Source organism: Streptomyces sp. NPDC004609, assembly GCF_042873655.1.
Classification (GTDB): domain Bacteria; phylum Actinomycetota; class Actinomycetes; order Streptomycetales; family Streptomycetaceae; genus Streptomyces.
The window spans coordinates 252815-263922 of record NZ_JBIALS010000003.1 but is presented as its reverse complement, the minus strand read 5'-3'; the positions used below and the strand labels follow the sequence as shown (position 1 = coordinate 263922).

Here is an 11108-nt window from a genome sequence, read left to right as displayed (position 1 = left end):
CCCCCCGCACCGACCGTTCACGAGAGAAATGGACAAGCGATGACGGACATCAGGACCTGGGCACCACTGGAGATCGAGGCGGAGGGTGTCGGCGGCTGCGAGGAGCTGACCACCCGGCTCGGCGAGCTGGGCGCCGGCGGACTCGCGGATCTGCTGGTGCAGGAGAAGGGGCTGGTCTTCCGGGGGTTCGACGTCTCCCGGGAGGAACTCGATCCCGTACTCGACCTGCTGCTGCCCAACCGGCTCGCCTATGTGCACGGCAACTCGCCGCGCACCAAGGTCGGCAGCAATGTCTACACCTCGACCGAGTACCCGCAGGAATTCACCATCTCCATGCACAACGAGATGAGTTACGCGCACGCCTGGCCCGCCCGCCTCGCGTTCTACTGCGAGATCCGGCCCGGCGGCCAGGGCGCGACGCCCGTCACCGACGCGGCCCTCTGGCTGGAGTCCCTGGACCCCGAGGTCCGTACGGCCTTCGCCGGCGGCGTCCGCTACCTGCAGAACCTGCACGACGGCTACGGCCTCGGCAAGAGCTGGCAGGACACCTTCGAGACGGCCGACCGCGGGGAGGTGGAGGTGTTCCTCGCCGGGACGGGCGCCACCTGGGAGTGGAAGCCCGACGGCGGCCTGCGGGTGGCCTCCCTGCGCCCGTCGACGACCCGCCATCCGGTCACCGGCACCGAGGTCTGGTTCAACCAGGCGGACCAGTGGCACCCGGCCGGGCTCGGCGACGACACCGCGGCGGCGCTCGCCGGGATCCTCCCGGCGGACGAACTGCCGCAGACCGTCACCTTCGCCGACGGCACGCCGATCCCGCAGGAGTACGTCCTGCAGATCCGCGACCGCGGCCTGGAGTCCGCCGTGGACGTCGACTGGCGGCGCGGCGATCTGCTGCTCATCGACAACGTGCTGCTGGCCCACGGCCGCCGGCCCTTCACCGGCGACCGCCGTGTGCTCGTCGCCATGTCCGACTGACCGGGGGCGACGGACCGTGAACCCGAAAGGAGGCCGGCCCGTGGAAGGCACCCGGCGCAGCCGCCCCGGCCCGGGCGGCTCCGTCCCCGCGGTCCCCGGCGGCCGCCGGAGCAGCGGGGAGGGCCACGCGGGCGGCCCGGGCGACGCCGACGCGATCCCTGCCGGTGGCCCGAGCCGCGCCGACCGGTACCGCACCGGCCGCACCGCCACCGCCGAGTACCGCGACCTCGCCGGGAGCGGCGCCGTCCACGTCTGGCGGGGCCGGGCCCCGGACCAGCCGGACGCGGCGGACACCGCGCTGCTCTCGGCGGACGAACTCCTCGTCGTACGGCGCCGGTCCGGTGGCCAGGGCGCCGGATACGCGGGCGCCCACGCCGCCCTGCGCCGCATCCTCGCCCGCTATCTCGGCACCCCGCCGCGGGACATCGCCTTCGGCCGCCGGCGCTGCCCGCGCTGCGCGGACCCCCGGCACGGCCGCCCGTCCGTCGGCTCACCGGCCACCGGCCTGGACTTCAACCTCTCGCGGTCGGGGCCGCACTGGATGGTCGCCGTGACCGCCGGACGGCCGGTCGGCGTCGATCTGGAGGCCGCCAGAACCCTGGACTTCGACGGCTCGGCCGCGCTGGTGATGTCCCCGCCGGAACGCGCCCGTCTGCGCTCGCGGACCACCGGATCCGACCGGATCGACACCTTCTTCCGCGCCTGGACCAGGAAGGAGGCGGTCGTCAAGGCGAGCGGCGTCGGTGTCGTCGCGGACCTGCGCACCGTCGACGTACGGCCGGATCTGGCCGGGCCCGTGTCCGTGCGCCACCAGGAGCCCGGCGGGACGGGCCGCTGGCTCGTCCAGGACCTGCCCGCGGGCCCGGGTCTGTACGCGGCGCTCGCCCGTGAGGGCGACAGCACCGGGCCCGTGATCCTGCGCGGCCGCGAAGACGCCCCAGCCTCGGCACCACCTCCGCTCAGGGAAGGAGCAGTCACCCCATGATCCCCACCGAGACCGCCCAGGACACGGGGTCGATCGCCGTACGCGTCACCGGCGACGGCGGCCCGGTCCAGGACTACGTCACCCGTCACCGCGCCGGACTGCGCACGCTGCTGACGGAGCACGGAGCCGTACTGCTGCGCGGCTTCGGCGTCCCGGGCGCGGAAGGACTGGACCGTACCGTACGGGCCTTCTCCGGCACCCCGCCCCTGGCGTACGCGGAACGCTCCTCACCGCGGTCCACCATCAAGGGCCAGGTCTACACCTCGACCGACTATCCGGCCGGCGAGGAGATCTTCCTCCACAACGAGAACTCCTACCAGGCCGTCTGGCCGCTGAAGCTGTTCTTCTCCTGCATCGAGCCGCCCCACACCCGCGGCGCGACCCCGCTCGCGGACATCCGGCGCGTCTACCGCGAGCTGGACCCCTCCGTGCGCGAGGAGTTCGAGCGGCGGGGCTGGCGCGTGGTCCGCAACTTCCACGCCGACTTCGGGGTGCCCTGGCAGGAGACGTTCGGCACCGGCGACCGCGACCGGGTCGCCGCCTACTGCGCGGACAAGGGCCTCACCGTCCACTGGCGTCCGGACGGCGGACTGCGCACCACCGCCGTCCGCGAGGCCGTGCACCGGCACCCGGAGACCGGGGAGCGGGTGTGGTTCAACCACGCCACGTTCTTCCACGTCACCTCGCTGGCGCCCGAGGTCCGGGAGGGGCTCCGGGAGATCTTCCCCGACGAGGACCTGCCGACGAACACGTACTACGGCGACGGCGGCAGCGTCCCCGACGCCGTCATGGACCATCTGCGCGCCGCCTACCGGGCGGCCTCCACCCGCTTCGACTGGCAGCGCGGCGACGTCCTGATCGTCGACAACATGCGGGCGGCGCACGCCAGGGAGCCGTTCACCGGCCCCCGGAGGATCGCGGTGGCGATGTCCGAGCCGTCCGCCTAGTGCGGGCCGGCCGTGGCACCGAGCACGGACAGGAGGGGCCGGCGCGAACGCGCCGGCCCCTCCCTCTCATCCGCGGGCCGTCACTCCCGCACCCCCGCCAGCTCCACCGGCCGGACCCGGAGGGACAGCCCCGCCGGGATCACCGCGCACACCACCGCGATCAGTCCACAGGCGCCGACCGCCGCGCCCAGCGTCGTCCACGGCACCACGACGGGCGACCACACGTCCAGGACGCCCAGTGCCGCCCACAGGCCCGCCAGGTTCAGCCCGGCGACCAGGACCCCCAGCACCCCTCCGACGATGACCACCATCGCCGCCTCCGCCGCGACCAGCCGCAGTACCTGGGCGCCCGTGGCACCCGCGAGCCGCAGCACCGCCAGATCGCGGACCCGGTCCGAGGTCGCCATCACCAGCGTGTTCGCGAGCGCGATACCGGTGTAGAGCAGGGCGATCCCGAGGACCACCAGATATCCGACGCGGGTCTGCCGGCTGGTCTCCGGATAGGCCGCCGCGATCCACGCCTCCCGGGACTGCACCGACGCCCCCAGCGGGCCCGCCGCCCGCCGCAGCCCCTCGGCCACGGCCGCCCGGTCCGCGCCCGCCGCCAGCGTCACGTCCACCCGGTCGACCGGGGAGCCCGCCGCGTTGCGCTGCGACACGTACACGCCGTTGTTGCCCGTGCCCGCGCGCATCACCGCCGCGATCGTCAGCGACGCCCTGGTGCCGTCGCCCAGCCACACGTCCACCGTGTCGCCGACCGTACGGCGCTCCCACTCGTCGTTGACGATGATGGACCGGTCGTCGAGATCGGCGACCCTCCCCGCCACCAGCGGGAGATCGAAGGCGGCGTCGAGGCCCGCCGGATCCACGGCGCGCGCGTCGGAACGGATCAGCGCGACCCCCTCCTCCAGGACGAACACCGCGGACTCGGCCGACGGCGACACCCGTGCGCCCGGGACCTGCCGCATCCGCTCCACGGCGGCGCGGTCGAAGCCGCCGGGACCCGCGCCGGTGACCACGAAGTCGGCCGCCGTCTGCTCGCGCACCTCGGTCGCCTTCGCCTCGTTCAGCGTCGCCGTCGCCCCGAGCAGCGAGCCCGCGAGCGCCACGGTGACGAGCACCGGCGCGGCGATGGCCGCGGTGCGCCGGACACCCGCGGCGGCGTTCTCCCGCACCAGCATGCCGCCCGCGCCGGGCAGTTGGGCGGGCAGCCAGGCCAGCAGCCGCGTCAGCGGCCGCACCAGCACCGGGGCGAGCAGCGCGACCGCCGTGATCAGCAGCATCGGCCGGCTGGTGTACGTCTTGCGGTGCAGCAGGTCGCCCGGCTGTGACATCAGCGCGAACACCAGCGTCACGATCCCGGCGAGCAGCAGCCCGCCGCCGAACAGCCAGCGGCCCCACGTCATCGTCTTCGTGTCGACCGACGCGTCCCGCAGCGCCTCCGTCGGACCGACCCGGCCCGCGCGCCAGGACGCGGCGACGACACCCGCGAGCGCCACCAGCAGCCCGGTCCAGAAGGCCAGATGGTACGGCCAGGAGTAGTCGCCGATCGTGAACCAGGACGGCGCGACCTCGTTGTCCACCATGAACCGGGCGAGCCGTGGCGCACCCCACGCGCCCAGCGCGCAGCCCGCCGCCGACGCCAGCACGCCGATCAGCAGCGCCTCCGCGACCACCATGCGGCGGACCTGCCCCGGGGTGGCTCCCGCCGTGCGCAGCAGCCCGAACTCGCGGCGGCGCTGCGCCACCGCGAACGCGAACGTCGACGCGACCACGAACACCGACACGAAGCCGGTCATCCCGGCCGCCGTGCCCAGCATCGCGTTCACGGCGACGAGCGCCTGGCTGTCCCGGTCGGGGTCGGCGTCCGCGAATCGCCGGTCGTTCCCCGTCAGCACCCGGAGCCCGCCGGCCGCCGCCCGTACCTTCCCGGGCGGGCCGTCGACCACCAGCTGGTCGATCCGCGGCGAGATCGAGGCGGCCCGCCGGTCCGTGTAGAACACCGCGTCCTCGAAGCCGAGATCGCGCACGGTGCCGACGACGGTGACCTTCCCGCGTGCCGTACGGACCGACTGGCCGGGCTCCGCCCAGTCACCGGTCACCACGACCTCGCCCGGAGCCTTCGGGGCGCGCCCCGCGGAGAGTTCGTACGGGGCGAACGCGGCCGTCGACCACGGGTGTCCGACGAGGTCGCGGGGCCCGCCCTCGGCGCGTACGGGGAAGGAGCGGTCCTCGACCGTACGCCCGGCGGCGGCGGCCTTCGCGGCCTGCCCGGGGGTGACCGCCTTCGGGGCCGCCAGCGGCTTCACCCGGTCGCCGATCGGTGACGGCACCCGCAGGGTGTCCGCCGGCCGCAGCACCGCCGAGGCCCGGGCGAACCGCTCCGGCCCGCGCTCGGGGGCATCGAGGCTCGACGCCAGCGCCAGGCCCATCGTCGCGATCAGCCCCACCCCGAGCGCCAGCGCGACGAAGCTGCCGACGAAGGTGATCCAGCGGGTGCGCAGGGTCTGCAGGGCGACGCTCAGCACGGCGCGGCCTCCAGCTTGGTCATGCGGGAGGCCACGGACTCGGCCGTCGGCGACACCAGTTCGCCGTTGACCATGCCGTCGACCAGGAACACCACCCGGTCCGCGTAGGACGCGGCCACCGGGTCGTGCGTGACCATGATGACCGTCTGGCCCTCACCGTCGACCATGGTCCGCAGCATCGTCAGCACCTCACGGCTGGTTCGGGTGTCCAGCGCGCCCGTCGGCTCGTCGCCGAACAGCACCTCGGGCCGGGTGATCAGGGCCCGTGCCAGGGCGACGCGCTGCTGCTGACCGCCGGACAGCTCCGTCGGCCGGTGCCGCGCCCGGTCGCCCAGGCCCACCTGGTCCAGGACCTCCCGCACCCGGGCGCGCGACGGCCTGCGCCCGGCCAGCCGCAGGGGGAGCGCCACATTCTGCTCTGCCGTCAGCGAGGGCAGCAGATTGAACGACTGGAACACAAAGCCGATACGGTCCCGCCGCAGCAGCGTCAGCCTGGTCTGGCTCAGCTTCGTCAGCTCGGTGTCCCCGACCGTGACCGATCCCGCCGTGGGCCGGTCCAGCCCTGCGGCGCACTGCAGCAGGGTCGACTTGCCGGAGCCGGAAGGGCCCATCACCGCCGTGAACGTGCCCCGGGGAAAGCCCAGGGACACATGGTCGAGGGCGGTGACGGTGCTGTCCCCCGATCCGTACACACGGCTCACGGAGCGCAACTGAATCGCGTCGTTGGTCATGCCTCTACTCAATCGTCGGCGGTTCGCCCGCACAGCCGGGCGGGACGGAGTCTTCGGGGTAGGGCCCGCCCTACCCGGCACGGTCGGTTCAGCACGTCCCCGCCCCGTTCCCGCGGCTCAGCAGGCCCGCTCCAGTTCCTCGCCGCAGCCTGTCGGCAGGGCGGCGAGCGCGAGGCGCACCAGCTCGTGCCAGCGGTAGCGCGGCAGCCCCAGCAGATCGGCGCCCGCCGCGTGCAGCAGGGAGGCGTCCACCAGTTCGTCCAGGAACTCCTCCGCGACCGGCAGCGGCAGCCCGAGTACGGTGACGCTCGCGCCGAGCGGGAACGCCCGCTCCCCGAACCGCGCCAGCCGCCGCAGCAGCCGGTGGGTGCCGGGCCGCGCCTCGCGCAGCGCGCCGTGCACGGCGCGCTGGACGTCCAGTCCGCCGAACCGCAGCTCCGCCAGCCGTGTGTCCGGGTCCGCGAGCCGCCGGGCCAGCACGGCCGCCGGGCGGTGCGGCCGGGCCGCGAGCCGTGCGCCCGCCGTGCGGACCGCGAGCGGCAGCCCCGCGCAGTAGCGGGCGACCTCCCGGAACGCCGCCGGTTCCGCCGCCGCGCGGTCCTTCCCCGCGACCGCCGCCAGCAGCGCGGCCGCCTCCTCGGCGGGCAGGGGCGCCAGCGTCGTACTGTGCGAGCCGGGCACGGCCGTCAGCCGGCGCCGGCTGGTGACCAGCACCGCCGAACGCGCGCTGCTCGGCATCAGCAGATCGAGCTGCAGCCCGCTCACCGCGTTGTCCAGCACGATCAGCAGCCGTCTGCCGGCGGTTCTGTTGCGGTACAGCTGCACCAGCTCGTCGAGCCTGCCCTCCGCGCCCGCGCCGCCGCCCACGGGCGGTGTGTCCGCCAGCGGCTCGCCCAGCGCGCGCAGCAACTGCGCCAGCACCCGCGCCGGATCCTTCGGTGTGCCGTCGTCCCGGCACAGCCGCGCGTACAGCTGCCCGTCCGGGAACGCGTGCGCCACCTCATGCGCGGCGTGCACGGCCAGCGCGGTCTTGCCCACCCCGACCATGCCGCTGATCAGCAGCCGGGAGGGCCGGAAGCCGCTGCTCTCGTCGGGTGCGAGAAGCTTGCGGAGCCCGGCGAGTTCGGCGCCGCGTCCGGTGAAGTCGTCGATGGTGGCGGGCAGCATGCGGGGCGGCTCACCCGAGCCCGTGACCGGCCCGCCGTCCGGCCCGGGAAACCTCGCCAGCTCCCCGGTGAGCACGGACTGGTGCACCGCGGTCAGCTCCTCCCCGGGATCCACCCCCAGCTCCTCGGACAGCACACTGCGGCCCTCGTGATACACGTGCAGCGCGTCCGCCTGCCGCCCCGACCGGTACAGCGCCGTCATCAGCTGCGCCCGCAGCCGCTCCCGTACGGGGAACTCCCGGACGATCCCCGTCAGTTCGGGCACCAGCTGCTGATGCCTGCCCAGCGCGAGGTCCGCTTCGATACGGTTCTCCAGCACGGTGATCCGCGCCTCCTCCAGCCGGGGCAGCTCGGCCTCCGCCAGAAACGGGGTGACATTGGCCAGCGCGGGCCCCTGCCACAGATCCAGCGCGGACCGCAGCGCCCGGGCCGCACTCCCGTACCGCCGCTCCCGCAGCGCGCACTGCCCCAGCCGCCCCAGCCGTTCGAACTCCTCGACGTCCGTCAGCATCCCGTCCCCGACCAGCTGGTACCCGGGCTGGCGCCGCACCAGTTCCACGGACGGCCCCAGCAGTTTCCGCAGCCGGGACACATACGTGTAGATCTGCGCGCTCCGCGTCGCCGGCGGCTCCCATCCCCACAGCAGCGAACTCAGCCGCTCGTCGCTCACCACCCGCCCGCGCGCCAGCAACAGCGCGGCGAGCACCGTATGCACCTTCGTCCCCGACAGCGCCACCCGCCGGGTCCCGTCTCTGGCCTCCACGGGGCCGAGAAGCTGGAAATCCATCTGTCCCCCACAGACTCGCGACAACCGCCGTGTCTCCGGAACGCCGGCGAGCACCGGCCACGTCATTGGACCGGTGCCTCCCGCGCGTCGAACAGCCGTCCCCGCTGTCAGCACCCTGCGATGGCAGCGAACTGCAACCGGATTCCCCTCGCCCCTGCCCCACCTGCCCCTCAAGGCTCCCGGCGCCCCGTCGGGTGTCCCGGAGCGCGGCCCCGGGGACGCCGGCGGGCCGGGGCGTGCGCCGTCGCTCTCAGAAGGGCCACGCCGTCCCCGCCGGCCCGGTTGCGTACCCCAGCAGGACGAAGACCGGCGCCCACACCCCCGCGCTCACCACCGACCACACCGCGTAGCCGCGCAACCGCATCCCCGAGATCCCGCACAGCGTCGGCACCATCGTCCGCAGCACCGCCGTGAACCGGCCGACGAACACCGCCGCACCCCCGCGCTTCTCGATCAGGGTGAGCGCTCTGCCGAGGCGCGGGGACCGCAGGACCCTGCCCGCGAGCCGCCCGTCCGGATGCGCGCGGAAGTGCCGCCCGAAGGCGTAGCCCGCCAGATTTCCGAGGACACCGCCGGCCAGGGCGGCGAGGACGGCCGCGAGGACCGGCACATGGCCGTGGTAGGCGAGCATCCCGCCCATGACGACCGCCGTCTGACCGGGCATCAGTGTCCCGATCACCGGCAGCGCGGCCTCCAGCGCGGGCAGCAGGAGGACCACCGCCAGCACGCCCCCGCCCCCGAGGAGCAGCGCGTGGTCGCTCAGCCAAGCCGTCATCGTCGGGGGCCCTTTCGCGAGGCTTGTCACCCACCTGCGTCCGCATGTCAACAAAACCCCGTGCGACGGCCCCGGCGCACGACGGCTGGCCCGAGTCTGCGGGGTGGGGCTGGGCATACCCCGGACGTTCCGGCTGGGCGGATGGCCCGCCCCGGGCCCGCCTTCTACGGTGATGCCATGCGCTCTCGTCATGTGTGGCAGGCACTCTCCGGGCCCGGGTATCTGCGCTCGTCCTGGCCGTGGCGCTCCGCCGCCTATCTCGCCGGCGGCGCGCTGGCCGGCGCGGTCGTGCTCGTGGCGCTGGTGGTGCTGACGGCCGTCGTCGGAGCGCTGGCGGTCGCCCTGGTGGGGCTTCCGCTGCTGTTGCTGCTGGGGCTGTGCGGGCTGCCGGTGGCGCGGCTGGAGCGGCGCAGGCTGGGCCTGGTCGACGCGTATCCCGCGCGCGATCCGCACCACGAGCCCGCCGAGCGCGGTCTGTGGCCCTGGATCAGGACCCGCTACCGCGAGCAGGCGACCTGGCGCGAACTCGGGTACACCGTCCTGCTCGCCGTGGTGCTCTGGCCGCTGGACGCGCTCGCGGTGGGGCTCGCCCTGTCCGTACCGCTCGCGCTGGTCGCCACGCCGGTCCTGATGGCGACGGTCGGGGACGGCCGGGAGGCGTCCGTCCTCAAGGCGTGGACGATCACCTCCTGGCCGCTGGCGTTCGGCGTCGCCGTGCTCGGGGTGATCCTGCTGGGGGTCGCGCTCTATCTGCTCGGGCTGCTGGCGGGCGCCCGGGCCGAACTGACCCGGCTGCTGATCGCGCCGAAGGACCCCGACGGCGATCTCGGCAGCAGGGTCGCCGAGCTGACCAGCTCCCGGGTGCGGCTGGTGGACGCGTTCGAGGCGGAACGCCGCCGGATCGAGCGCGATCTGCACGACGGCGCCCAGCAGCGCCTGGTCGCCCTGACGATGACGCTGGGCCTGGCCCGGCTGGACGCCCCGCCGGGCCCGCTCGCCGACCAGCTCACCAAGGCCCACGAGGAGGCGGGCAAGGCGCTCGCGGAGCTGCGTGAGCTGATCCACGGCATCCACCCCAAGGTGCTCGCGGACTACGGCCTGCCGGCGGCCGTCGCGGACGCCGCCGACCGTTCCGCCACTCCCGTGGACGTCGATCTGGACCTGGAGGGCCGCCTCCCGGAGGCCGTCGAGGCCGCGGCGTACTTCGTCGTCTGCGAGGCCCTGGCGAACGTGGCCAAGCACAGCGGCGCGACCCGCGCGCAGGTGACGGGCGGTCACCGCGGCGGCCGGCTCCGGCTGGAGATCCGTGACAACGGCCGCGGCGGCGCGACCACACACGGCGGCGGCACCGGACTGACCGGCCTCGCGGACCGGGTGTCCGTCCTGGATGGCAGACTCTCCCTGTCCAGCCCGACCGGCGGACCGACCCTGTTGTGTGTGGAGATCCCTTGCGAGTGGACCGAACGCCCCACGCGGACCGAGCGCTCCGGGTAGTGCTGGCCGAGGACAGTGTGCTGCTCAGGGAGGGCCTGATCGGTCTGCTCACCCGCTGCGGCCACGAGGTCGTCGCGGCCGTGGGCGACGCCGAGGCGCTGCTCGCGGCCGTGGCCGAGCACGAGCCGGACATCGTGGTGACGGACGTCCGCATGCCGCCGGGTTTCCAGGACGAGGGCCTGCACGCGGCGGTACGGATCCGGGAGCGGCGTCCCGGCCTCCCCGTCCTGGTGCTCAGTCAGTACGTCCAGCGGTCGTACGCGGCGGAGCTGCTGGACTCCGGCGACGGCTCGGGCGTCGGCTATCTCCTCAAGGACCGGGTGGGCCAGATCGAGGAGTTCGTCGACGCGCTCCGGGAGGTCGCGGACGGCGGCACGGTCGTCGACCCGGAGGTGGTCCGCCAGCTCCTGCGCCGCCGCCGCGATCCGCTGGAGCGGCTGACGGCCCGTGAGCGGGAGGTCCTCGCGCTGGTCGCGCAGGGCAGGTCGAACGCGGCGATCGCCAGGGACCTGGTGGTCTCGGAGGCCGCGGTGGGCAAGCACATCGGCAACATCCTGGCGAAGCTCGACCTGCCCCCGGCGGACGATTCGCACCGCAGGGTGCTGGCGGTGCTGGCGTTCCTCCGCTCGTAGGCCGTGGCCGCGGATCCGAAGGGCCGCCCCGGCCACGGTGTTTGGCCGTAGCCGCCGGGAGGGAAAGGACGAACCACCGCCGGAC

9 protein-coding genes are annotated in these 11108 nt (G+C 74.4%); 5 read left to right on the top strand and 4 right to left on the bottom strand.

Going from position 1 to position 11108, the window contains the following annotated elements; genetic code table 11:
- The first annotated feature begins 39 nt into the window (after positions 1 to 39).
- From ACFYT4_RS04465 to ACFYT4_RS04455, 3 genes are read left to right on the top strand one after another with little or no spacing between them, the layout of a single operon-like run.
- Positions 40 to 978 (top strand): TauD/TfdA family dioxygenase, encoded by a 939-nt coding sequence (locus ACFYT4_RS04465; protein ID WP_389265151.1) that lies wholly within the window; start codon positions 40 to 42, stop codon positions 976 to 978.
- A 40-nt stretch (positions 979 to 1018) separates the two neighbouring features.
- The gene (locus ACFYT4_RS04460) at positions 1019 to 1963 is read left to right on the top strand and encodes a 4'-phosphopantetheinyl transferase family protein (RefSeq protein WP_389265149.1); all 945 of its coding nucleotides are present in this window, start codon (positions 1019 to 1021) and stop codon (positions 1961 to 1963) included.
- Positions 1960 to 2910: a TauD/TfdA family dioxygenase gene (locus tag ACFYT4_RS04455; protein ID WP_389265148.1), complete on the top strand. Its 951-nt coding sequence runs from the start codon at positions 1960 to 1962 to the stop codon at positions 2908 to 2910. Before ACFYT4_RS04460 ends, ACFYT4_RS04455 begins: the two co-directional genes overlap by 4 nt.
- Before the next feature lie 80 nt (positions 2911 to 2990).
- Here the strand turns inward: ACFYT4_RS04455 and ACFYT4_RS04450 are convergent, their stop codons facing one another.
- The 4 genes from ACFYT4_RS04450 to ACFYT4_RS04435 all read right to left on the bottom strand — a co-directional run bounded on the left by ACFYT4_RS04450 (position 2991) and on the right by ACFYT4_RS04435 (position 8897).
- Positions 2991 to 5438 carry an FtsX-like permease family protein gene (locus ACFYT4_RS04450; protein ID WP_389265146.1) on the bottom strand — a complete coding sequence of 816 codons (2448 nt, stop codon included), beginning with the start codon at positions 5436 to 5438 and terminating at the stop codon, positions 2991 to 2993.
- The gene (locus ACFYT4_RS04445) at positions 5432 to 6169 is read right to left on the bottom strand and encodes an ABC transporter ATP-binding protein (protein WP_389265144.1); all 738 of its coding nucleotides are present in this window, start codon (positions 6167 to 6169) and stop codon (positions 5432 to 5434) included. The genes ACFYT4_RS04450 and ACFYT4_RS04445 overlap by 7 nt, the downstream gene beginning before the upstream one ends.
- 117 nt (positions 6170 to 6286) lie before the next feature.
- Positions 6287 to 8122 (bottom strand): BTAD domain-containing putative transcriptional regulator, encoded by a 1836-nt coding sequence (locus ACFYT4_RS04440; protein ID WP_389265142.1) that lies wholly within the window; start codon positions 8120 to 8122, stop codon positions 6287 to 6289.
- Positions 8123 to 8372: 250 nt separating this feature from the next.
- Positions 8373 to 8897 carry a DedA family protein gene (locus ACFYT4_RS04435; RefSeq protein ID WP_389265140.1) on the bottom strand — a complete coding sequence of 175 codons (525 nt, stop codon included), beginning with the start codon at positions 8895 to 8897 and terminating at the stop codon, positions 8373 to 8375.
- Between the two features lie 177 nt (positions 8898 to 9074).
- Here ACFYT4_RS04435 and ACFYT4_RS04430 point away from each other — a divergent pair, with 177 nt between their 5' ends.
- Together ACFYT4_RS04430 and ACFYT4_RS04425 are read left to right on the top strand one after the other, a co-directional pair.
- Complete coding sequence (locus tag ACFYT4_RS04430) at positions 9075 to 10391, top strand: sensor histidine kinase (protein ID WP_389265138.1); 1317 nt, start codon at positions 9075 to 9077, stop codon at positions 10389 to 10391.
- Positions 10391 to 11023 carry a response regulator gene (locus ACFYT4_RS04425; protein ID WP_389265296.1) on the top strand — a complete coding sequence of 211 codons (633 nt, stop codon included), beginning with the start codon at positions 10391 to 10393 and terminating at the stop codon, positions 11021 to 11023. Before ACFYT4_RS04430 ends, ACFYT4_RS04425 begins: the two co-directional genes overlap by 1 nt.
- The last annotated feature ends 85 nt before the right edge of the window (positions 11024 to 11108 follow it).

What these genes read in the sequence shown, in the direction of transcription:
- ACFYT4_RS04445 (WP_389265144.1), bottom strand. Translation starts at nt 6,169, where the DNA reads ATGACCAACGACGCGATTCAGTTGCGCTCCGTGAGCCGTGTGTACGGA.
- ACFYT4_RS04465 (WP_389265151.1), top strand. Translation starts at nt 40, where the DNA reads ATGACGGACATCAGGACCTGGGCACCACTGGAGATCGAGGCGGAGGGT.
- ACFYT4_RS04430 (WP_389265138.1), top strand. Translation starts at nt 9,075, where the DNA reads ATGCGCTCTCGTCATGTGTGGCAGGCACTCTCCGGGCCCGGGTATCTG.
- ACFYT4_RS04455 (WP_389265148.1), top strand. Translation starts at nt 1,960, where the DNA reads ATGATCCCCACCGAGACCGCCCAGGACACGGGGTCGATCGCCGTACGC.
- ACFYT4_RS04435 (WP_389265140.1), bottom strand. Translation starts at nt 8,897, where the DNA reads ATGACGGCTTGGCTGAGCGACCACGCGCTGCTCCTCGGGGGCGGGGGC.
- ACFYT4_RS04440 (WP_389265142.1), bottom strand. Translation starts at nt 8,122, where the DNA reads ATGGATTTCCAGCTTCTCGGCCCCGTGGAGGCCAGAGACGGGACCCGG.